The following is a 22,929-nucleotide window of genomic DNA, read 5'->3' as shown; positions in this document are numbered from 1 at the left end:
GCAACAGCCTTAAATTGAAATGGAGTAGTGAAGCCAACACAAAAAACTGTAGGAGTGAGCCTGCTCGCGATAGCGGACTGTCAGTTACCAATCAGTCGACTGATACACCGCTATCGCGAGCAGGCTCACTCCTACATCGTGTTCCGTGTTTGGCTTATTTTTTGTGGTGTTCTACGAACTGCCCATAAGCATCGATGAATTTTTGCAGGAAAGGTTTCACTGTCTCGCTCAATTTGCCCGCCTCATCAAACGCCGACCCCGCGCCGCCCAGATACGCTTCAGGCTGCTGCATGCATGGCACATCGAGAAACACAAACGACTGGCGCAAATGCTGGTTGGCGCCAAAACCGCCGATGGCACCCGGCGAAACACTGATCACCGCGCCCGGCTTGCCGCTCCAGACACTCTTGCCATAGGGCCGCGAACCGACGTCGATGGCATTCTTCAACGGTGCAGGCACGGAACGATTGTACTCGGGGGTTACAAACAGCACCGCGTCGGATGAACCCACTTTTTGCCGAAAAGTGCTGTAGGCTGCCGGCGGTGAATCGCCGTCGATGTCTTCGTTATAGAGTGGCAGATCGCCAATTTCGACAATCTCGAGTTTGAGGTTCGAGGGGGCCAGCTCGGCCAGTGCCAGAGCGACCTTGCGATTGATCGAAGCTTTGCGCAGGCTACCGACCACTACAGCGACGTTGTAGACATTGCTCATGGAAGACTCTCGATGGTCCGTGGGAGGAGCCACTAGTTATAGATGATTCGGTGACGATTCCACCAGCAGGCAAGGGAAATTCCCGCGTGCTGATTATTTTTTTCCTGTAGGAAAACTTACAGGCCTTGATGACGGTCTACCAAGCCGCAAATCAAGCGTTTTATCTCCAGAGGTTCTAAGCAGATGGCAGCAGTACTCGTCGGTCAGTTCCATGCAAGAGATGCGGAAGGCCGCGTTTATTCCGTGCATGAATTCCAGGAATCCAACCCGTCGGCAGACGGTTCCACTGGCTCGGAGCCTATTTACAAACTGGCCATTGGCGATCGCGTCAACAAGGTCAGCGACAACGAGTTTTTGCTGGTTCAGTCAGGCATTACTCTGGTTCGCGAACCTGAGCCAACCATCGCTTCATAACCCGGCGTTATGAGCTGAAGTCATATACGCAGACTTGGGGTAGGATTCAGCCACTGACCCCACCTGCTGAACATGGACTTCACGCATGCGTTTACGTCATATCGAAGTGATTCAGGCGCTCTTGCAGACCGGTCACCTGGGCACCGCCGCCGAATGGCTGCAATTGCCAGTGGCCGAAGTCGAAGAGCGTTTGCGCGAAGCCGAAAGTCAGTTGGGATTCATGCTGTTCGCCAGCGTTCGCGGACGCTTGCAGGCGACCCCCGAGGCACGGGCGCTACAGGTCGAAATCGCTCATGTCTATGAGGCGCTGGAGCCGGTGCAACGGCTGGCCGGCAGCCTCAAGCAGTACCTCGCCCCGCCCGTCCGCATCATCGGCACCCCGCCGCTGGCTCAGCAATTGCTCCCGCAAAGTCTGGCCGCCCTGCGCCGACGCTTGCCCGACGCACCTTGCAGCCTGATCAGCGCAGCGACTCGCGACATCGTCCGCAGCCTGTTGTTGCGCGAGAGCGATCTGGGGCTGAGCCTGCACGATCCTGAACATCCCGACATCAATTGCCAGCCACTGGCCCAGGGCAAGCTGCAATTGCTCGCGCCCCACGGCTGGCTGCAACCGAAGCAGAAATACATTTCCCTGCAGGACCTGGCCGGGCAAGCGATGGTCGGCCTCGAAGGCCAGGACCCACTGAGCCCGGCGCTGGAAAACAAACTCCAGGCCCTGCGCCCGGCACCGAGCATCCAGACCCGGGTGCAAACCCACCAGATGATGCGCAGCATGGTCGAGGCCGGCGAAGGCCTGGCCATCGTCGACCCATTCACGGCCCTTGGCGCCCGCAGCGCAGGCCTCGATGTGTGCCCGTTGTCACCGGCCGTGCCGATCAGTGTCTACGCGCTGACCTTCAAACACGCACCCACCCCCGCAGCCATTCACACCCTGTTGGCGATCCTCACGGAACAAGCCGAGGCGATGCTGTCGAGTTGACCGCGTGTTCCAGCGGATTATCGAACAATCGATACCAGAACAGCGCCACTTCGGCGGTATTCGGGTCAATCCCCCGATAGCGTAAATGGTCGATACCGCCGATCACATAGCCACACCGTTCATACAACCGGCAGGCTCCGAGGTTATTGTTCTGGGTTTCCAGCATGATCCCCGGCAACTTCTTCTTGCGGCTCCAGAACTGTGCGACATCGAGCAACGCCTTGGCCACACCGTGACGACGTGCCGGCGCGTGCACGGCCAGTTCATCGATATGGGCAAAGCCGTTCCAGTTGGTGCTGATCACCAGATGGCCGACCGGCTCGTCATCGAGGTAAGCCATGAAAATCGCGCTGTCGGCGGCTTTATGGAAACTGCTGAATTCCTCGGGATCGATGCCGTAGCACTTGCGGTACGGCACGATCGGCGTCACCAGCCATTGCTCGACTGGCTTGCCGATCACCGCGGCACCATAAGCGGTGACTTCAAAACTGAAGTCGCTGCCCCAGATATAAGGCGCAAAACCTTCATCGGCGACCCGCACCGACAGCCCTGGGTATTTCGGATTCATGACCGGTTGCATACTGGGAAAAGTCCTCATTCCTTGACGCAATCGACGGTGTAGTGCCGTCCATTGCCTTCATCTTCATGTTGCAGTCCATGCACATCGGCGACAAAACCGGGAAAGCTGCTATCGAACGTGCGGGCAAATTTCAGGTAATCAATGATCGAGCGGGTCGATTCGGTAAAGCGCTCGCCGGGCATGATCAACGGGATACCCGGCGGATACGGTACCAGCATCACCGCAGCAACCCGGCCTTCCAGCTCATCGATCGGCACCGCCTCGACTTCACCGCGCACCAGATGATCGTAGGCGTAAGCCGGTTTCATGGCGATTTCCGGCAGCACCGTGTACATGCGTTTGAGATGTTTGGCGGTGGCATTGCTGCGATAGCAGGCGTGCAATTGATCGCACAGATCACGCAGGCCCATGCCGCGATAGCGCGCGGTGTCTTGCTGTGCGACACACGGCAGGCATGTGGCCAGACTGACGTTGGCGTCGTAACTGCGTTTGAATTCCAGCAACTCGGTAAGCAGCGTGCTCCATTTACCTTTGGTAATGCCCATGGAGAACAGCACCAGAAACGAATACAGCCCGGTCTTCTCCACCACCAGCCCGCGCTCCCAGAGGAACTTGCTGACCACGGCGGCGGGGATGCCCTTCTCGCTCAACGCGCCGCCGGCATTAAGGCCCGGCATCACCAACGTGACCTTGATCGGATCGAGCAAGACGTAATCGTCACTGACTTCGCCGAAACCGTGCCATTCGGCGTCCGGCTGCAGCAGCCAGTCTGCGGTTTGCACGCGGTCGATGCCTTCGACTCCCGGCGGCTGCCAGATCGAAAACCACCAGTCATCGGCCGCGATGTGCTGCCGCAGATTGGCCAGCGCACGGCGAAAACTCAGGGCTTCGTCAAAGGTTTCCTGCAACAGAGAGCGCCCGGCCGGGCCTTCCATCATCGCCGAAGCGACATCCAGCGAGGCGATGATGCTGTACTGCGGCGACGTCGAGATATGCATCATGAACGCTTCGTTGAAACGATCCCGATCCAGTTGCCGCGCGCCGCCGTCCTGCACATGGATCATCGACGCCTGACTGAACGCGGCGAGCAGTTTGTGCGTGGAATGGGTGGTGAACACCAGCGGACTGTCTTCGCTGCGCGAGGTGGCGATGCAGTAGCGCCCGGCGAAAAACTCGTGAAACGCCGCGTAGGCGTACCAGGCTTCGTCGAAGTGCAGCACCTCGACACTGTTGCCAAGGTGCTGCTTGATCAGCTCGGCGTTATAGCAGAGCCCGTCGTAGGTCGAATTGGTCACTACCGCAAGCTTCACTTTCGGTGCGCGGCCCTTGGTCAACGGGCTGGCATCGATCTTGGCCTGGATCGATTCGCGGCTGAATTCACTGAGCGGAATCGGGCCGATGATCCCCAGCTCATTACGCTCCGGGCACAGGTACAACGGGATCGCGCCAGTCATGATGATCGCGTGCAACACCGATTTGTGGCAGTTGCGATCGACCAGCACCAGATCGTCGCGCGCAACCATGGAGTGCCAGACGATCTTGTTGGCGGTCGAGGTGCCATTGATCACGAAAAAGGTGTGATCGGCGCCGAAATTGCGCGCCGCCCTTGCCTCAGCTTCAGCAAGCGGGCCGGTGTGATCGAGCAGCGAACCCAGTTCCGGCACCGAGACCGACAAGTCCGAACGCAGCGTGTTTTCACCAAAGAATTGATGGAACGCCTGCCCCACCGGACTCTTGTGATACGCCACGCCGCCGCCATGACCGGGGGTGTGCCAGGAATAATTGGAATCGGCGGTGTGCTGCACCAGCGCTTTGAAAAACGGTGGCAGCAGGCCGTCCAGGTACTTGCGCGCCGCCCGCGCCACTTGCCGGGCGAGGAACGGTACGGTGTCTTCGAACAGATAAAGAATGCCGCGCAGTTGATTGAGTTCGGCCATGGCATCGGCCGGGGCGTTCTCCAGAGTCACCTGTTCGCCCAAGGCAAAGATCGGCAGATCCGGTGCGCGCACCCGCGCCAGGCCGATCAGTTCGGCCATGTTCTGCAACAGATGAGAATTCGTGCTGGCGTCCTCGGCGGCAATCAGCATGCACGCGAGGCCATGATGGGTCGAAGCCACCAGACGCCCTTCGGCGTAATCGGTGGCCGAAACGATACTGAAACCTTCCTGCTCCAACTCCCGGGCGATGCCACGGATACGGTCACCGGCGACCGTGTCGGCCTTGATATCGCGATGGACGATCAACACCGGAAACTTCAAATCTTTGTACATGGGGCTCAGTGTCCTGAGGCGGCGGTTTCGGATCCGCCAATGCACTCAGGGTAGAGGGTTGCAGCGAAAGGCGCGAGGGTGGCCACTTGGCTTCATGCGCCGGCGTACCGCTTTTGTGGCGAGGGCGCTTGCTCCCGCTGGGGCGCGAAGCATCCCCTTCGCACTCTTTCAGACAAAACGTGTGTACAGGTTTTGCGACTGCTTCGCAGCCGAGCGGGAGCAAGCTCCCTCGCCACAGAAGATCTCTCAGGCTTGGGCGTCAGCCTCGGCAATCTGAGTCCACAGCGCCGGGCCACCGGCAGACTTGGCGATTATTTCCAGGCGCACCTGATGCGCCGCCAGCTCTTCTTCTGTGGCACGAATGATCCGGCTTGGCCGACGATCAGCAGGCAAACGACGGATCTCGGTAGCGGAGTTGTCCGCGCCCTCGCCCGAACCATTACCGTCCGACGCGTTGCCGGCCAGCGACAGGCTGGTCTGGCCACCGGTCATGGTCAGGTAAACGTCGGCGAGAATCTCCGAGTCGAGCAAAGCGCCGTGCAGTTCACGGCCGGAGTTGTCGACGCCATAACGTTTGCACAACGCATCGAGGCTGTTGCGCTGCCCCGGGTGACGTTCCCGAGCCATCATCAGGGTGTCGAGGATCGAGCAATGCTGCGTGATGTCGGCGCGATCGTGCTGACCCATCAAGGCGAATTCGTTGTTGATGAAGCCAACGTCGAACGCCGCGTTATGGATGATCAGCTGTGCGCCCTTGATGAACTCGAAGAACTCATCGGCGACTTCGGCAAAACGTGGCTTGCCGACCAGGAATTCGTTGGTGATGCCGTGGACGCCGATGGCGCCTTCATCACTCTCGCGATCCGGTTGCAGATAAACGTGAAAATGCCGGCCCGTCAGGCGCCGACCGATCAGTTCGACACAGCCGATTTCGATAATCCGGTGACCATCGGTCACCGGCATGCCGGTGGTTTCGGTATCGAGTACAACGGATCTGGTGGCCATCAGTGCTCAGCTCTCAACGGGTCAATCGTGCAAAAACGCGGATGTTAACACGCCCGCAGGGTGAGTCGCGCACCGCCAGGTGATCGGCGCTCATGCAGTTTTTAACAATCATTAGCAATGTTCATAAAGTCTGCCGGGAATCGACTTGTTAGCGTGCGCGGCTTGTTTCCCACGGATTTGAACGCGTCATGAAGACTGCACAGGTTTTATTGCTGGGCGGCTGTTTGCTGATTGCGCAAGCGCATGCCACCAGTTTCGTCATCAGCACCGACATCACCATGAGCCTGATTCTCAGCTCCAGCAAAGGCACCAGCGGATCGTTCAAGGACGACAAGATTGTGCTGGCGGCGAAAGATGATGCGGCGGCGTTTGTGGGGAGTGGCGGGGAGATTCGCGGGGCGCGGATGGAGGCGGCGTTTTTGCGGATCAGGGAGGTGCTGAAGGATTCGGAATACACCGACCAGCAACTGGCCGAGGCTATTTTGATTCTGTGAGTCCGCGTTATCGTTCTTCGCGATCAGGCTCGCTCCCACATTGGATCTGTGTCGTGCACAAAGCCCCTGTGGCAGCGGGCTTGCTCGAGAATGGCCGCACCGCCGTACGTCAGGAACGACTCAGGTCTGCTTGTAACCGCGCACTTCGTCAACGCCACGGTTTGCCAACTGGTCAGCCCGCTCGTTACCGTGATGCCCAATGTGCCCGCGCACCCATTTCCAGGTGACCTTGTGGCGGTTGACCTGCTCATCCAGCTCCTTCCACAGGTCAGCATTTTTTACCGGTTCTTTCGCAGCGGTTTTCCAGCCGCGCTTTTTCCAGTTGGCCATCCACTCGTTGATGCCCTTCATCACGTACTGTGAGTCGGTCACCAGCAGCACTTCGCACGGGCGCTTGAGCGCTTCGAGGCCACGGATGGCGCCGAGCAACTCCATACGGTTGTTGGTGGTATTGGCCTCGCCGCCCCACAGTTCCTTTTCAACGCCCTTGCACACCAGCAACGCGCCCCAGCCGCCCGGGCCGGGGTTGCCCTTGCAGGCGCCATCGGTGAACAGTTCTACGGTGTCGACGCTTTCAACGCTTTCGCTCATGCCACTCTATCCAGAATAAATGTTTGCCTCACCGATCACGGATCGACGATAGCCCGGGCCGGGACACACCCGGCCACAAATAAAAGAAGGTTTACGGTTCGATACGGCGGCGGTTGACCTTGGCCATCGGCAGCGGAATCAGCTTGCCCATCGGCTCGCGACGTTCCTGACGCAGCGGCCGCAGCCCGACCACGATCTTTCGCGCGACCAATAAATAGAAGCCGCCACCCGACAATTGCCAGTCACCGGCCTTGCGCTCCCAGCCGGCCAGACGGGCCTGCCACTTGGGCGACGCGAGCGGCGGACGATAGCACCCGAAGCGGCGTTTCTCCAGCGCAAAGCCCAGCAGATTGAGCCAGTCGGCGACCCGTGATGGCGAGATGCAACGTGCCTGACGCAAGGCATCGTGGGCGAATACGTGACGCAGGCCCCAAGTGCTCCAGGGGTTGATGCCGATGATCAGCAGATGCCCGCCGGGGCGCACGCTGCTCGCCGCTTCACGCAGCAAACCGTGGGGCGACAGACAGAAATCCAGACCGTGCTGCATTACTACGACATCGGCAGCATGTTCGCTGAGCGGCCAGGCTTGCTCTTCGCAAACGATTTCGACACCGGGCAACGGCGCACCGAGGCGCACATTACGCTGCACTTGCGGCGCTGCCGGCGGGGTTTCGGCGGATGGCCCGTAATGCACCAGATAACCACCAAAGAACCGGCCCAGCTCGTATTCGAGCATGCGCCGCTCTTCATCGAGCAGAAACTGCCCGAGCGGGCCCGACAGCCATTCGCGGGCGGCGCTGATCAACGCCAGCCAGTCGGGATCGGCCTGAGCGAACGCTTTATCGGTCATGTCATTCTCCAACGCGCCAGGAACTACTAAGATGCGCCAATGTTTTCCGCTTGGCGAATTCCGACGATGATACAGATCAGTGCCCTGCCCGCGTTCACCGACAACTACATCTGGTTGTTACAGGATCACCGCAGCCAACGCTGCGCGGTGGTCGATCCGGGCGATGCTGCGCCCGTCCAGGCCTGGCTCGCCGCCCATCCGGGCTGGGTACTGAGCGACATTCTGATCACCCACCATCACCATGACCACGTCGGTGGCGTCGAACGCTTGAAAGCGGCGACCGGTGCGAAAGTTTACGGCCCGGCCAGCGAAAACATCCCGGCGCGGGATGTAGCCCTCAAGGACAACGACAGCGTCAGCGTGCTCGGCTGGGACTTCGATGTCTACGCGGTGCCTGGTCACACCTTGGGACACATTGCCTATTACCACCATGGGCTGCTGTTCTGCGGTGACACTCTGTTTGCAGCCGGTTGCGGCCGCTTGTTCGAGGGTACTCCAGAGCAAATGCATCATTCGCTAAGCCGCCTCGCCGCGTTGCCTGAAGATACGCTGGTCTACTGCACCCACGAATACACCCTGAGCAATCTCAAGTTTGCCGCTGCCGTCGAGCCGAATAACCCGGACATTGCCGCCCGTCTGGAAAAAGTCACCCAGCAACGGCAGAACGGCGTCATGACCCTGCCCTCGACCCTGGCCCTGGAAAAGCTCACCAATCCGTTTTTGCGCACCTCTGAAACATTAGTTACACAAAAAGTGGACGAACGGACAGGCGCTCAAAACCGGGCGCCGAGTGAGGTTTTTGCGGCCCTGCGGGCATGGAAAGATAAGTTCTAAGTGACTCACGGCTTGGTACAAAAATTCTGAATGGTTGACCGCAAGGGGTGCGCTTTCTAGAATCGCCCGACATTTTTGCCCGGAACTTACTTCCAGCCAATGTCGTCATCCATACGTAAGTCCGTCAATTCAGACGCATTGACCCGCCTGGCGCAAGCCATTGCGGTGGCTGTGTCCGCCACGCTGGCGGGCTGTTCCAGCCATGCTCCGCAGACTGAAGCAACGCATACGCCGAATATCGCTGCGCGAGCCAAGCAGAAGCCGATCTGGCTGAGCGAGAAGCCCAGCCCACAGGTTCCCCAGGACATCTGGGAGCGCATGCGCCAAGGCTTCCAGTTGCAGGAAGGCCTGGGCGTAAACCCGCGCATCGAGCAACAGCGACTGTGGTTCGCCAGTAATCCCTCTTTCCTCGAGAATGCCGGCGAACGCGGCAGTCTCTACATCCACTACATCGTCGAACGCCTCGAAGAACGCAACATGCCGCTGGAACTGGCCCTGCTGCCAGTGATTGAAAGCGCCTACAACCCGATGGCCTATTCCCGCGCCGATGCGGTGGGCCTGTGGCAATTCATTCCTTCCACCGGGCGTTACTTCAACCTGCGCCAGACCCGTTTCTATGATGGCCGTCGCGATATCACCGCCTCGACCACCGCGGCGATGGATTACCTGACCCGTCTGCACGACATGTTCAACGGCGACTGGCTGCTGGCCCTGGCGGCGTACAACGCCGGCGAAGGCACGGTCAGCCGCGCCATCGAACGTAACGAGAAGCTTGGCCTGCCAACCGATTACTGGAACCTGCCGCTGCCGGCGGAAACCCAGGCGTACGTGCCGAAGCTGCTGGCCCTGTCGCAAGTGGTACTGGCACCGGAAGCCTACGGGGTCAACCTCAACCCGATCGCCAACGAACCGTACTTCCAGGTCGTCGAGATCAACCAGCGCATGGACCTGTCCAAGGTTGCTGCCGTTGCCAACATCGACGAAGACGAACTGTTCCAGCTCAATCCGGCGTTCAAGCAGCGCACCACCATCGACGGCCCTCAGCATCTGCTGGTACCAACGTCGAAGGCGCAATTGCTGACGGCCAGTCTGCAAACCATGCGTCCGGAAGAGCTGATCAGCCCGCGTTCACTGAAACCGGTGTTCGAAGGCGCCGATCCTTCGGAAGTGGCGCAGCTCAAGCGCGCCTATCGCGTGAAGCGTGGCGACAACCTCGGTTCCATCGCCAAGGCCAACAAGGTTGAAGTCAAGGATCTGCAGCGCTGGAACAAACTGACCGGCAAGAACCTCAAGGTCGGCCAGACCCTGGTCATGCAGGACACCACCAAGCGCGCTCCGGTGCGCAAGTCCGGCCGGGTCAACACGGTGATTGCGGCCAACAGCAAAAGCAAAGGCAATGACGACAGCCAGCAGCAGACCCAATACAAGGTCAAACGCGGCGATACGCTGTACGTGGTCGCCAAGCGTTTCAACGTTGAGATGCAACATCTCAAGCGCTGGAATCCGGGTGCGGGCAAGGCGTTGAAACCGGGGCAGATGCTTACGGTTTATCAGTCGCGTTGATAAAAGAGCCCCTGAAATTTCAGGGGCTTTTTTATTGCCGATTGTTTTGTGCCAGGCGGAACCCTGTGGCGAGGGGATTTATCCCCGATGGACTGCGCAGCAGTCCGCTTCTTCAAGAGCAAAGAAGGGCTGCTCCGCACCCCATCGGGGATAAATCCCCTCACCACAGAAGTAAATAGGCTCAACATCGCGCAGCGATTAACCTGCCATTAACCCCCGATCTTTTTCCTGTCCAGACAAGCTGTTACTGTACGGCCCACTAAGCCCAAGCCGCCTGGATCGGATCTGACTTGAAGCGTCCCCTCCTCCTGCTCCTGATCAGCCTGGCCTTGAGCTCAACCGCAAGCGCGACGATTACCGAAAGTCACGGTTATGCGCAGTTCGGCACGCTCAAGTACCCGGCCAGATTTACCCACTTCGACTGGGTCAACCCGCAAGCGCCCAAGGGCGGTACGTTGCGGGTGATGGCGTTCGGCACCTTCGATACGGTGAACCCTTACACCTTCAAGGGCACCAGCCCGGTCACCACGCCGAATTTCCTTCAGTACGGCATCAACGAGCTGAACGAGCCGCTGATGGTCGGCACCGGCCAATACTCGCCGTCCGGTGATGAACCGGCGTCCAGTTATGGCTTGATCGCGCAATCGGTGGAGTACAGCGAAGATCGCAGCTGGGTCGTCTTCAATCTGCGCCCCGAAGCACGCTTTCACGACGGCACACCCATCACCGCCTACGACGTCGCGTTCTCCTATCGAACGCTGCTCAAGGATGGTCATCCGCTGTACCGCACGGCTTTGCAGGAAGTGCTGCGGGTGGACATCCTTAACAAGCAGCGCATTCGCTTCGTGATGAAACGCTCGGGCAATCCGCTGTTGATCCTGCGTCTCGGTGAGTTGCCGGTGCTGCCGCAGCATTACTGGAAAGACCGCGATTTCAAAGCGACCACTTTTGAGCCGCCACTGGGCAGCGGGCCGTATCGCATTACTTCGGTGACGCCGGGTCGGCAGTTGATCTTCGAGCGAGTCAAGGATTACTGGGGCAAGGACTTGCCGGTCAATCGCGGCAAGTACAACTTCGATCGCATGGAAGTCGAGTTCTACCGTGACAGCGACGTCGCCTTCGAAGCCTTCAAGGCCGGCGAGTTCGACATCTACATCGAGCATCAGGCCAAGAACTGGGCCAACGGCTACAACTTCCCGGCGATACGCCGTGGCGACGTAATCAAAGCGCAGATCCCGCATCAGATCCCGACCCAGAGCCAGGGCCTGTTCATGAACACCCGCCGCGCAACGTTTTCCGACGTGAAGACCCGCGAAGCGCTGGGCCTGATGTTCGACTTCGAATGGACCAACCGCGCACTGTTCAGCGACGCCTACAAGCGCACCACCAGCTATTACCCCAACAGCGAGTTTTCCGCGACGGGGCTGCCGGTCGGGCATGAATGGCTGATGCTCAAGCCGTACAAGGAACAACTGCCGGCCAAGCTGTTCACCGAGCCGTTCACCCTGCCGCAAACCGACGGTCGCGGCATTCCTCGGGAAACCATGCGCAAAGCCCTGGCCCTGCTCGCCGAGGCCGGCTGGAAGCTCAACGGTCAGCGCCTGCAAAACGCCAACGGCCAGCCGTTGAGTTTCGAGCTGCTGCTGGTCAATCCGAACCTTGAGCGGATCCTCCAGCCGTACATTGAAAACCTCAATAGCATCGGCATCGATGCACGCCTGCGCACGGTGGATCGCGCCCAGTACAAACAGCGCCTCGATCAGTTCGACTTCGACATGATCCTGATGACGCTCAACCAGACCCTCAGCCCGGGCCTTGAGCAATGGCAGTACTTCCACTCCAGCCAGGTCGGGGTCAAGGGCAGCAAGAATTACGCGGGCATCGCCAACCCGGTGGTCGATCACCTGCTCGAACAATTGCTCGCCGCGCAAACCCGCGATGAACAGGTCGCCGCCGGCAAGGCGCTCGATCGCGTACTGCTCTGGCAGCACTACAGCATTCCCAACTGGTACCTCAATTATCACCGTCTGGCCTACCGCAACCGGTTGGCCTTCGTCACCACGCCGCCCTATACCCTGGGCTTGAGCGCGTGGTGGCTGAAATCTTCGGAGAAAGATCAATGAGCCCCATCCGCGCCCTGCTCGTGCAGGCCAGCGGCCTGTTGTTCGCAGGGCTGGCCTTCGCCGCCCCGCAGCACGCCGTGACCCTGTACAACGAGCCGCCGAAATACCCGGCCGATTTCAAGCAATTCGATTACGTGAACGCCGATGCGCCCAAGGGCGGAGTCTTCCGTCAGGCCGGTTTCGGCGGGTTCGATAGTCTCAACCCGTTCATCAGCAAAGGTGTGCCGGCCGATGACGTCGGGCAGATCTACGACACCCTGACCAAGCACAGCCTCGACGAGCCGTTCACCGAGTACGGCCTGATCGCCCGCCAGATCGAAAAAGCCCCGGACAACAGCTGGGTGCGTTTCTACCTGCGCCCCGAAGCGCGCTTCCACGACGGTCACCCGGTACGCGCCGAGGACGTGGTGTTCAGCTTCAACACACTGACCAAAGAAGGTTCGCCGCTGTTTCGTGGTTACTACAGCGATGTCGCCGAAGTCATCGCCGAAGACCCGCTCAAGGTGCTGTTCAAGTTCAAGCACACCAATAACCGCGAATTGCCGCTGATCCTCGGCCAGTTACCCGTGCTGCCGAAACACTGGTGGGCCGATCGTGATTTCAGCAAAGGTAATCTGGAAATTCCGCTCGGCAGTGGCCCGTACAAGGTCGCCGAAGTGAAGGCCGGCCGTTCGGTGCGTTACGAACGGGTCAAGGACTACTGGGGCAAGGATCTGCCAGTCAATCGCGGCTTTTACAATTTCGACGTGATGACTACCGATTACTACCGCGACAACACCGTCGCCCTCGAAGCGCTGAAGGCCGGCCAGTTCGATTACTGGCTGGAAATGACCGCGAAGAACTGGGCCAACGCCTATAACATCCCGGCGGTCACCGAAGGTCGCTTGATCAAGGAACAGATCGCCAACAGCAATCCGACCGGCATGCAGGGCTTCGTCTTCAACCTGCGGCGCCCGGTTTTTCAGGATGCACGCGTGCGTCAGGCGCTCGGTCTGCTGTTCGACTTCGAATGGACCAACAAACAACTGTTCAACGGTGCCTACTTCCGCACCCGCAGCTATTTCGAGAACTCGGAAATGGCCGCCACCGGCCTGCCTGATGCCGATCAACGGGCGATCCTCGAGCCGTTCCGCAGCAAGCTGCCGGCGCAAGTGTTCAGCGAAGCCTTCGAGAACCCGAAAACCGACGCCAGCGGCATGATCCGCACGCAACAGCGCGAGGCTTATCAACTGCTGCAAGAAGCTGGCTGGAAGATCGTCGACGACAAAATGGTCGACGCCACCGGCAAACCGGTGGTCATCGAGTTCCTTCTCGCCCAGACCGAATTCGAGCGCGTGTTGCTGCCGTTCAAACGCAACCTCAGCGACCTCGGCATCGATCTGGTGATCCGTCGCGTCGACGTCTCGCAATACATCAACCGCGTGCGTTCGCGGGACTTCGACATGGTGGTCGGCAGCTTCCCGCAGTCCAACTCGCCGGGGAACGAACAGCGCGAGTACTGGATGAGCGCCGCCGCCGACAAGCCGAGCAGCCGCAACACCATGGGTTTGAAGGATCCGATCGTCGATCAACTGGTCGAGAACCTGATCAACGCCGATTCACGCAAAAATCTGGTGGCCCACGCCCGGGCGCTGGATCGCGTGTTGCAGTGGGGCTATTACGTGGTTCCCAACTGGCACATCAAGACGTGGCGCGTGGCGTACTGGAACCACATCGGCCACCCGAAAGTCTCCCCCAAGTACGACATCGGCATTAACACCTGGTGGGTCAAACCCGATGCGAAACCTGCGGTAGAAGTGCAAAACCAACTGCAAGCCGAACCTGTGGGCACGGAGTAATCAGATGCTGGCGTACATTTTTCGACGACTGTTGCTGATCATCCCGACCTTGTTCGGCATTTTGCTGATCAACTTTGTGATCATCCAGGCCGCGCCCGGTGGACCGGTGGAGCAGATGATCGCCAAACTTGAAGGCTTCGAGGGCGCCACCAGCCGTATTGCCGGCGGTGGTGCCGAGGTGTCGGTGGCCGGCTCGTCCTATCGCGGCGCGCAAGGCCTGGACCCGGCGCTGATCAAGGAAATCGAGCACATGTACGGGTTCGACAAATCGGCCCCGGAACGCCTGTGGATCATGGTCAAAAATTACGCCACGCTGGATTTCGGCGACAGCTTCTTCCGCGACGCCAAGGTCATCGACCTGATCAAGGAAAAAATGCCGGTGTCGATCTCGCTGGGACTGTGGAGCACGCTGATCATGTACCTGGTGTCGATCCCGCTGGGGATCGCCAAAGCCACGCGGCACGGCAGTCACTTCGACGTCTGGACCAGTTCGGCGATCATCGTCGGCTACGCGATCCCGGCATTCCTCTTTGCGATCCTGCTGATCGTGGTGTTTGCCGGCGGCAGTTATCTGGACTGGTTCCCGTTACGCGGGCTGACCTCGAACAACTTCGATGAACTGAGCCTGGGCGGCAAGATCCTTGACTACTTCTGGCACCTGGCGTTGCCGGTGACGGCGCTGGTGATCGGCAACTTCGCGACCATGACCCTGCTGACCAAAAACAGCTTTCTCGACGAGATCAACAAGCAATACGTGGTCACCGCCAAGGCCAAGGGGCTGACCCGTCATCGTGTGCTTTACGGCCATGTGTTCCGCAACGCCATGCTGTTGGTGATCGCCGGATTCCCGTCGGCGTTCATCGGCATTTTCTTCACCGGCTCGTTGCTGGTCGAGGTGATCTTCTCCCTCGACGGCCTCGGCCTTATGAGTTTCGAAGCGGCGATCAACCGCGATTACCCGGTGGTGTTTGGCACCCTGTTCATCTTCACCCTGCTGGGGCTGGTGGTGAAACTGATCGGCGACCTCACCTACACCCTGGTCGATCCGCGCATCGACTTCGAAAGCCGGGAGCATTGAGATGAACCTGTCCCCTCTCAACCGCCGCCGCTTCGAACTGTTCAAGGCCAACAAGCGTGGCTGGTGGTCGCTGTGGCTATTTCTGGTGCTGTTCGGGCTAAGCCTGGGCGCTGAATTGATCGCCAACGACAAGCCGCTGGTGGTGCACTACGAAAACAACTGGTATTTCCCGGCGATCAAGCGCTACCCGGAAACCGCCTTCGGCGGCGAATTCCCGCTGGAGGCCAACTACAAGAGCCCGTACATCCGCGAACTGCTCAAGGCCAAGGATGCGTGGGTGTTGTGGGCGCCGATCCCCTACAGCTACCAGAGCATCAACTACGACCTGAAGGTCCCGGCGCCGGCTCCGCCCTCGGCGGACAACCTGCTCGGCACTGACGATCAGGGTCGTGATGTGCTGGCGCGGGTCATTTACGGTTTCCGTATTTCGGTGCTGTTTGCCCTGACGTTGACCGTGTTGAGCTCGATCATTGGCGTGATTGCCGGTGCGTTGCAGGGTTTCTATGGCGGCTGGGTCGATCTGGCTGGCCAGCGCTTTCTGGAGATCTGGTCGGGTTTGCCAGTGCTGTACTTGCTGATCATTCTGGCCAGTTTCGTCCAGCCGAATTTCTGGTGGCTGCTGGGGATCATGCTGCTGTTTTCGTGGATGAGTCTTGTCGATGTGGTGCGCGCCGAGTTCCTCCGTGGCCGCAACCTCGAATACGTGCGCGCAGCCCGGGCGCTGGGCATGCAGAACGGTGCGATCATGTTCCGCCACATCCTGCCCAACGCGATGGTCTCGACCATGACGTTCATGCCGTTCATCCTCACCGGCGCCATCGGCACCCTCACCGCGCTGGACTTCCTTGGTTTCGGCTTGCCGGCCGGCAGTCCGTCGCTGGGTGAACTGGTCGCGCAGGGCAAATCCAACCTGCAAGCGCCGTGGCTGGGCATGAGTGCCTTTGCCGTGCTGGCGCTGATGTTGAGTTTGCTGGTGTTTATCGGCGAGTCCGCTCGCGATGCCTTCGACCCGAGGAAGTGAAATGAATCAGGACAATCTGATCGAAGTGCGCGACCTCGCCGTCGAATTCGGTTTTGGCGAGCGTGTGCACCGGGTCGTCGAAGGCGTGAGCTTCGACATCAAGCGCGGCGAAACCCTGGCGCTGGTCGGCGAATCCGGCTCGGGCAAATCGGTGACGGCACACTCGATCCTGCGCCTGCTGCCCTACCCGATGGCGCGTCATCCGGCTGGCAGCATCAACTATGCCGGGCAAAACCTGCTGGGGCTGAGCGAAAAAACCATCCGTCACATTCGCGGCAACCGCATTGCGATGATCTTTCAGGAGCCGATGACGTCGCTGAACCCGCTGCATTCCATCGAGAAGCAGATCAACGAAGTCCTCGGCATCCACAAAGGCCTGACCGGCAAAGTCGCGACCAAGCGCACGCTGGAGCTGCTGGAGATGGTTGGCATCCCCGAGCCGCACAAACGTCTCAAGGCCCTGCCCCACGAATTGTCCGGCGGGCAGCGCCAGCGCGTAATGATCGCCATGGCCCTGGCCAACGAGCCGGAACTGCTGATTGCCGACGAACCGACCACGGCTCTGGACGTGACCGTTCAGCTGAAAATCCTCGATTTGCTCAAGGAATTGCAGGCCAGATTGGGCATGTCGCTGCTACTGATCAGTCACGATTTGAACCTGGTGCGAAGAATTGCGCATCGCGTATGTGTCATGCAGCGCGGTTGCATCGTCGAACAGGCATCGTGCGCAGAGCTGTTCCGTTCGCCGCAGCATCCGTACACTCGGGAATTGCTCGGCGCGGAGCCCAGCGGAGGCCCGGCGAGCAATAAAATCGGGGCGCCACTGCTCGAAGTCGAGAACCTGAAAGTCTGGTTCCCGATCAAGAAAGGCCTGCTCAAGCGCACGGTGGATTACGTCAAGGCAGTGGATGGCATCAATTTCAGCCTGCCTCAGGGTCAGACTCTGGGGATTGTGGGGGAAAGCGGTTCCGGCAAATCCACGCTGGGTCTGGCGATTTTGCGGCTGATCGGCAGCAAAGGCGCCATTCGTTTTGAAGGCAAGCAGCTAGACTGCCTGACGCAGAACGAGGTTCGCCCGTTGCGTCGGGAGATGCAGGTGGTGTTTCAGGACCCGTTTGGCAGCCTGAGCCCGCGTATGTGCGTCAGTGACATCGTTGGCGAAGGCCTGCGGATTCACAAGATGGGCACCGCCGCCGAGCAGGAAGCGGCGATCATTGCGGCATTGAAGGAGGTAGGTCTGGATCCGGAAACCCGGCACCGCTACCCCCACGAATTTTCCGGTGGGCAGCGGCAACGAATCGCCATTGCCCGGGCCCTGGTGCTGAAACCGGCGCTGATCCTGCTGGACGAGCCGACATCCGCGCTCGACCGGACGGTGCAGCGGCAAGTGGTGGAGCTGTTGCGTTCACTGCAAGCCAAGTACAACCTGACGTATTTGTTCATCAGCCATGATCTGGCTGTTGTTAAAGCGCTGAGCCACCAGTTGATGGTGGTCAAGCATGGCCAAGTGGTCGAACAGGGAGACGCGCAAGAAATCTTTGCCGCCCCCCAACATCCGTATACACAGCAGTTGCTGGAAGCCGCTTTTTTGGCACCAGCCACTGCGCAATAACCTGAAAGAGGAGCAACACATGGGTTTTCTCGCCGGTAAGCGCGTACTGATCGTCGGTGTCGCCAGCAAGCTGTCCATCGCATCCGGCATCGCTGCCGCCATGCATCGCGAGGGCGCTGAGCTTGCCTTCACTTATCAGAACGACAAACTGAAAGGTCGTGTTGAAGAATTCGCCCAAGGCTGGGGTTCGAGCCCTGAGCTGTGCTTCCCGTGCGACGTGGCCAGCGATGAAGAAATCGCCAAGGTCTTCGAAGCGCTGAGCAAGAAGTGGGACGGCCTGGACTGCATCGTCCACTCCGTTGGCTTCGCCCCGGGCGACCAACTGGACGGCGACTTCACCGAAGCCACCACCCGTGACGGTTTCCGTATCGCTCACGACATCAGCGCCTACAGCTTCGTGGCCCTGGCCAAAGCCGGCCGCGAAATGATGAAAGGTCGCAACGGCAGCCTGCTGACCCTGTCGTACCTGGGCGCCGAGCGCACCATGCCTAACTACAACGTGATGGGCATGGCCAAGGCTTCGCTGGAAGCTGGCGTCCGTTACCTGGCCGGCTCCCTGGGCCCGGACGGCACCCGCGTCAACTGCGTATCGGCTGGCCCGATCCGTACCCTGGCCGCTTCCGGCATCAAGAACTTCCGCAAGATGCTGGCTGCCAACGAAGCGCAAACCCCGCTGCGTCGCAACGTCACCATCGACGAAGTCGGCAACGCCGGCGCCTTCCTGTGCTCCGACCTGGCGTCGGGCATCAGCGGTGAAATCATGTACGTCGACGGCGGCTTCAACACCACCGCCATGGGCAACATCGAAGAGTGATCTTCGGTTAGCCAATAAAAAACCCGCCTCTCAGGCGGGTTTTTTGTGCGCCCACTATTCCCGCCACGCCCCAAATCCCCCTGTAGGAGTGAGCCTGCTCGCGATAGCGGTAGGTCAGTCAATGCAAGTTGAACGGGCAGACGCCATCGCTGGCAAGCCAGCTCCCACAGGAATCTGCAGTGAACCGGGACTTTGTGAACACCCGAGAAACCTGTGGGAGCTGGCTTGCCAGCGATGGTGTTGGGTCAGGCAAAATCGATGTTGGCCGGGCTGCCACTTCGCGAGCGAGCCAGCTCCCACAGGGGTTTCGGGTATACCCGGATTTTGAGTACACCAGTGAAACCTGTGGGAGCTGGCTTGCCAGCGATGGCGTCCTGGCTAGATACGCTTCAGGGCCTGCTTGTGCGCATACATCGCGCCATCCGCATCCGCCAGCAAGCGGTCGACGCTTTCGTGGCGTTTTGGGTCGTACTCGATCTGACCCACGCTGAAGCGAATTGCATACCCGCGATGCAGGGTGGCATTGCGCTCTTCGAGGATTTCCTTGAGTCGCGCCATGATTGCGGTGGTTTCGATATGGCTGGAACCGGTCAGAAGTGCGACGAATTCATCACCACCGAGGCGCCCGACCACGTCGCTTTCGCGAAAGGCGATGCGCAATACGTCGGCGAAGGTTTTCAACGCGCTGTCACCTTCGGCATGGCCGTAGAGGTCGTTGATCTGTTTGAAATCATTCAAGTCAAAAAACAGCAACGTCGCCGGTTTCTCCAGTCGCGCACAGGCGTCCAGCGCATGCTGGGCCAACTGCTTGAAGCCGCGACGGTTGGACAGCAACGTCAGCTCGTCCATGCTCGCCATTTGCACGGCCGTCAGCTCTTGCTCGGCCATCTCGGCCAGATCCCGCAGCAGTGCACGCTCCTCTTCGTCGAGGTCACGGGGTTTGGTGTCGATCAGGCACAACGTGCCCATCTTGTTGCCATTGGGCACGGTCAGCGGGTAGCCGGCGTAGAAACGAATGTTCGGCTCGCCAGTGACCAGCGGATTGTCGTGGAAGCGCTCATCCTCGCGGGCATCGCGCACCAGCAGCAGGTCGTCATTGAGGATCGCGTGACCACAGAAGGAAACGTCTCGCGAGGTTTCCGTGGCGTTGAGCCCCACACAGGACTTGAACCACTGGCGATCCTTGTCCACCAGCGTCACCAGGGCGATCGGCACGTTGAACAGGCGTCTGGCCAGCCGTGTCAGCCGGTCGAAACGCTCTTCAGGCGCCGAGTCGAGAAGGTCGAGACCGTGCAGCACTTGAATTCGCGTCGCTTCATTGGCAGGTTTTCCGGGAACCAGCATCACACACTCCATTGGCATCAATGGCCTTTAGAGTAGCGCTTAATGGCCGATGGCACCCCATCAACTGCCCGCCACCGGACATGGCCCGCCCGCATTGGCCCAGAGCTTGAACTGGTTCACGAATATATCGTGCGGTACCGGCACCGGCGCGCGCCCTGCCCCGGGGTTCCAGCCCCACAGCACCAGCTTGTCCTCGCTGACGTGTTTGAGCAGCGCGGCAAAATCGCGATCGCCATTGCTGGAACGATCCTTGATCATCGCGCAGAGTTTGTCTGGCGGCAGGCCGATCCAGGCCATTTTGTGCGCGGCCGGCGGCAGGCTCCAGTGCGGCGCGCCCGGTGGTGCATGGAGGCCGTAACTGGCGGGCGGGTTGCTTTCGGCGTGACAGGTGGCGCAAGGCAAACCGGCGGCGCCCTTGCCGTCCATGCCGCGCACCACGTTCATTGCGTGAGGAATGCCGGCGTCAAACTGCAGCGGCGAATCTCCGGGAATGTGGCAGTTCTGGCAACGCGGACTCTGGAAGACTTTTTGAATCGTGCCGAAAGCCTTCAAGGCTTGCTGATCATCGGCAAACAGGTCCGAGGCATAGCCGCCCAGCCCCAGCAAAACTACCGCGCCCAACAGCAGATGTCGTTTCATCTCACACCCCCGACAGTTGCAGTGGCAGTTCGCGCAGGCGTTGCCCGGTCAGGGCGTACACCGCGTTGGCCACCGCTGGAGCCGTCGGCGGTACACCGGCCTCGCCGATGCCGCCGGGTTTGTCGCTGCTCGGTACGATGTGCACTTCGACCACCGGCATCTCGTTGAGCCGCAGTACCTGATAATCGTGATAGTTGGACTGTTTGACCATGCCGTCCTTGAGCGTCAGCTTGCTGTGCAGCGCCATGCCCAGGCCGAAGGTGATGCACGACTCCATCTGCGCGGCGATGCTTTGCGGGTTGACCGCAATCCCGCAATCCACCGCGCACACCACACGGTGCACGCGGATCGCCAGATTGTCTTGGGATACCTCCGCGACCTGCGCGACATAACTGCCGAATGATTCATGCACCGCCACACCGAGCGCGTGTCCGTCCGGCAGCGGCGCTGTCCAGTTGGCCTTCTCCACTGCCAGATTCAAAACAGCCAAATGCCGCGGGTGTTCCTTGAGCAGTGTTCGTCGGTATTCGACCGGGTCCTTGCCCGCCGCCGTGGCCATTTCATCGATCAGCGATTCCATGACGAATGCCGTGTGGCTATGCCCCACGGAACGCAGCCACAGCACGTTGATCCCGGTCTGCGGCGAATGCAGATCGACCTGATGATGGGCCAGACCCTTGACGTAAGGGCTGTCGGCAACGCCTTCGACCGACGTCGGGTCGATGCCGTTCTTGACCATGGTCGCTTCCATCAGCGTGCCGGTCATGATCGACTGCCCGACCAACACATGCTGCCAACTCTGCGGCATGCCATCGGCACCTAGGCCGATGCGCGCCTGATGCAAAAACATCGAACGGTAATAGCCACCGCGAATGTCGTCTTCACGCGACCACACGGTTTTCACCGGCATCGCCGCGGCTTTCGCCACTTGCACGGCTTCGGCGACAAAGTCCGAGGTCGGGTTGGCGCGGCGGCCAAAACCGCCGCCGAGGAATTCGGTGTGAATCTCGACCTGTTCAGGCTTGAGCCCGGTGATTTTGCCGGCGACCATTTGATCCAGCGTCTGAAACTGCGTGCCGGTCCAGATTTCGCATTTCTCGGCGCTGATCTTCACGGTGCAGTTGAGCGGTTCCATCGGTGCATGTGCCAGAAACGGCACGCTGTACTCAACGTCGATCTTCTTCGCCGCTTTGCTGAAGTTGCCTTTGGCATCCCCGGCCTGACTGGCTGAAGTACCCTGCGTGGTGGCCAGTTTGCGAAAGCTTTCCAGTAGTTTTTCACTGCTTAGCTCCGCATTCGGCCCCAGATCCCAATCGACTTTCAGCGCATCTCGGCCGAGTTTTGCTGCCCAGTAGTGATCAGCAATCACCGCCACACCGGTCGGCACCTGCAGCACCTTGTGTACGCCGGGCACCGCCAGTGCTTCGGCGCCTTCAAAGGATTTGACCGTCGCCCCGAACACGGGCGCACGGGCGACCATGGCCGTCATCAAGCCCTCGAATTGCACGTCCATGCCGAACTTGGCGCGGCCGGTGATTTTCTCCGGGGTGTCGAGGCGCTTGGTCGGTTTACCGATGACTTTCCAGTCCTTGGCTTCCTTGAAGGTGATCGACTTCGGATCCGGCACAGGCAGTTGCCCAGCGGCGTCCGCCAGTTCGCCGTAGGTCGCACGCTTGTCGCCGGCAATCACCACGCCCGACTCGGTGCGAATCGTCGAGGGCGCCACGTCGAAACGCTTGGCCGCCGCTTCCACCAGCATCTGCCGCGCAGTCGCGCCCGCCAGTCGATAGCGATCAAACTCCATCCAGGTTGACGTCGAACCGCCGGTAATCTGCATGCCGCCAAACCCGGGCATGCCGTAATCGGCCGCGGATGCGGGCGAGTGTTCGACGCGAATTTTCGACCAGTCGGCGTCCAGCTCTTCGGCAATCAGCATGGTCAGGCCGGTCCAGATGCCCTGGCCCATTTCCGAATGGCCGAGCAGCACGGTGACGCTGTTATCAGCGGCAATCCGCAGGAAGGCATTCGGCGCAAAAACCTTGCCCTCATTCTCTGCCGCAAAGGCAAATTTGTGACCGCTGGGGACGACAAACGCCACCACCAACCCACCGCCCAACATAGCGCTGCCCTTGAGAAAACCGCGACGCGATACAGGACTGTTCATCGTC

20 protein-coding genes are annotated in these 22,929 nt (G+C 59.9%); 11 read left to right on the top strand and 9 right to left on the bottom strand.

Features of this window, described 5'->3' with window-relative positions; translation table 11 throughout:
- Positions 1–154: 154 nt before the first annotated feature.
- On the bottom strand, positions 155–712 hold the full coding sequence (locus ACVVH8_RS12435) for an NADPH-dependent FMN reductase (RefSeq protein ID WP_103303511.1): 558 nt from the start codon (positions 710–712) through the stop codon (positions 155–157).
- Positions 713–895: 183 nt separating this feature from the next.
- Here ACVVH8_RS12435 and ACVVH8_RS12430 point away from each other — a divergent pair, with 183 nt between their 5' ends.
- Both ACVVH8_RS12430 and ACVVH8_RS12425 read left to right on the top strand, forming a co-directional pair.
- Entirely contained in the window at positions 896–1,126 is a 231-nt protein-coding gene (locus ACVVH8_RS12430) for a hypothetical protein (protein WP_103303510.1), read from the top strand.
- A gap of 85 nt (positions 1,127–1,211) precedes the next feature.
- Positions 1,212–2,105 (top strand): LysR family transcriptional regulator, encoded by an 894-nt coding sequence (locus ACVVH8_RS12425; RefSeq protein ID WP_475230444.1) that lies wholly within the window; start codon positions 1,212–1,214, stop codon positions 2,103–2,105.
- Here the strand turns inward: ACVVH8_RS12425 and ACVVH8_RS12420 are convergent.
- The 3 genes from ACVVH8_RS12420 to dnaQ form a co-directional block, all read right to left on the bottom strand.
- Positions 2,071–2,685 carry a GNAT family N-acetyltransferase gene (locus ACVVH8_RS12420; protein WP_475230442.1) on the bottom strand — a complete coding sequence of 205 codons (615 nt, stop codon included), beginning with the start codon at positions 2,683–2,685 and terminating at the stop codon, positions 2,071–2,073. The genes ACVVH8_RS12425 and ACVVH8_RS12420 overlap by 35 nt on opposite strands.
- A 14-nt stretch (positions 2,686–2,699) precedes the next feature.
- Positions 2,700–4,955, bottom strand: a complete 2,256-nt coding sequence (locus tag ACVVH8_RS12415; RefSeq protein ID WP_475230439.1) for an Orn/Lys/Arg family decarboxylase — start codon at positions 4,953–4,955, stop codon at positions 2,700–2,702.
- A gap of 246 nt (positions 4,956–5,201) precedes the next feature.
- Complete coding sequence (dnaQ, locus tag ACVVH8_RS12410; RefSeq protein WP_103303506.1) at positions 5,202–5,960, bottom strand: DNA polymerase III subunit epsilon; 759 nt, start codon at positions 5,958–5,960, stop codon at positions 5,202–5,204.
- 188 nt (positions 5,961–6,148) lie between these two features.
- Between dnaQ and ACVVH8_RS12405 the strand changes: the two genes are divergently transcribed.
- Positions 6,149–6,454 (top strand): DUF2388 domain-containing protein, encoded by a 306-nt coding sequence (locus tag ACVVH8_RS12405; RefSeq protein ID WP_315446563.1) that lies wholly within the window; start codon positions 6,149–6,151, stop codon positions 6,452–6,454.
- Between the two features lie 120 nt (positions 6,455–6,574).
- On the opposite strand, the gene rnhA is transcribed toward ACVVH8_RS12405, so the two are convergent.
- Complete coding sequence (gene rnhA, locus ACVVH8_RS12400; protein ID WP_064390484.1) at positions 6,575–7,045, bottom strand: ribonuclease HI; 471 nt, start codon at positions 7,043–7,045, stop codon at positions 6,575–6,577.
- Positions 7,046–7,136: 91 nt separating this feature from the next.
- Positions 7,137–7,895, bottom strand: coding sequence for a class I SAM-dependent methyltransferase (locus ACVVH8_RS12395; protein WP_475230437.1), 759 nt, complete (start codon positions 7,893–7,895; stop codon positions 7,137–7,139).
- A gap of 66 nt (positions 7,896–7,961) precedes the next feature.
- Between ACVVH8_RS12395 and gloB the strand changes: the two genes are divergently transcribed.
- The 8 genes from gloB (at position 7,962) to fabI (ending at position 18,778) form a co-directional block, all read left to right on the top strand.
- Positions 7,962–8,729: a hydroxyacylglutathione hydrolase gene (gene gloB, locus ACVVH8_RS12390; RefSeq protein WP_475230434.1), complete on the top strand. Its 768-nt coding sequence runs from the start codon at positions 7,962–7,964 to the stop codon at positions 8,727–8,729.
- 99 nt (positions 8,730–8,828) lie between these two features.
- Positions 8,829–10,292 (top strand): transglycosylase SLT domain-containing protein, encoded by a 1,464-nt coding sequence (locus tag ACVVH8_RS12385; protein ID WP_475230431.1) that lies wholly within the window; start codon positions 8,829–8,831, stop codon positions 10,290–10,292.
- A 290-nt stretch (positions 10,293–10,582) separates the two neighbouring features.
- The gene (locus ACVVH8_RS12380) at positions 10,583–12,415 is read left to right on the top strand and encodes an extracellular solute-binding protein (protein ID WP_475230429.1); all 1,833 of its coding nucleotides are present in this window, start codon (positions 10,583–10,585) and stop codon (positions 12,413–12,415) included.
- On the top strand, positions 12,412–14,253 hold the full coding sequence (locus ACVVH8_RS12375; protein ID WP_475230427.1) for an extracellular solute-binding protein: 1,842 nt from the start codon (positions 12,412–12,414) through the stop codon (positions 14,251–14,253). The genes ACVVH8_RS12380 and ACVVH8_RS12375 overlap by 4 nt, the downstream gene beginning before the upstream one ends.
- Before the next feature lie 4 nt (positions 14,254–14,257).
- Entirely contained in the window at positions 14,258–15,331 is a 1,074-nt protein-coding gene (locus tag ACVVH8_RS12370) for a microcin C ABC transporter permease YejB (protein ID WP_454563581.1), read from the top strand.
- A 1-nt stretch (position 15,332) separates the two neighbouring features.
- Entirely contained in the window at positions 15,333–16,352 is a 1,020-nt protein-coding gene (locus ACVVH8_RS12365) for an ABC transporter permease (RefSeq protein ID WP_475230424.1), read from the top strand.
- A 1-nt stretch (position 16,353) separates the two neighbouring features.
- Complete coding sequence (locus tag ACVVH8_RS12360; protein WP_213028400.1) at positions 16,354–17,964, top strand: ABC transporter ATP-binding protein; 1,611 nt, start codon at positions 16,354–16,356, stop codon at positions 17,962–17,964.
- A 19-nt stretch (positions 17,965–17,983) separates the two neighbouring features.
- Positions 17,984–18,778 carry an enoyl-ACP reductase FabI gene (gene fabI / locus ACVVH8_RS12355; protein WP_007910591.1) on the top strand — a complete coding sequence of 265 codons (795 nt, stop codon included), beginning with the start codon at positions 17,984–17,986 and terminating at the stop codon, positions 18,776–18,778.
- A 378-nt stretch (positions 18,779–19,156) separates the two neighbouring features.
- Here fabI and ACVVH8_RS12350 read toward each other — a convergent pair whose 3' ends face one another.
- From ACVVH8_RS12350 to ACVVH8_RS12340, 3 genes are read right to left on the bottom strand one after another with little or no spacing between them, the layout of a single operon-like run.
- Positions 19,157–20,122: a GGDEF domain-containing protein gene (locus ACVVH8_RS12350; RefSeq protein WP_475230421.1), complete on the bottom strand. Its 966-nt coding sequence runs from the start codon at positions 20,120–20,122 to the stop codon at positions 19,157–19,159.
- 60 nt (positions 20,123–20,182) lie between these two features.
- Positions 20,183–20,761 carry a hypothetical protein gene (locus tag ACVVH8_RS12345; RefSeq protein ID WP_475230418.1) on the bottom strand — a complete coding sequence of 193 codons (579 nt, stop codon included), beginning with the start codon at positions 20,759–20,761 and terminating at the stop codon, positions 20,183–20,185.
- 1 nt (position 20,762) lies between these two features.
- Positions 20,763–22,925 (bottom strand): xanthine dehydrogenase family protein molybdopterin-binding subunit, encoded by a 2,163-nt coding sequence (locus tag ACVVH8_RS12340; RefSeq protein WP_475230416.1) that lies wholly within the window; start codon positions 22,923–22,925, stop codon positions 20,763–20,765.
- Positions 22,926–22,929 lie beyond the last annotated feature (4 nt).

The sequence above is a fragment of the Pseudomonas trutticola BRTCR10 genome (assembly GCF_056155105.1).
The sequence above is the reverse complement of the archived record's forward strand: the minus strand, read 5'-3'. Positions and strand labels throughout refer to the sequence as shown.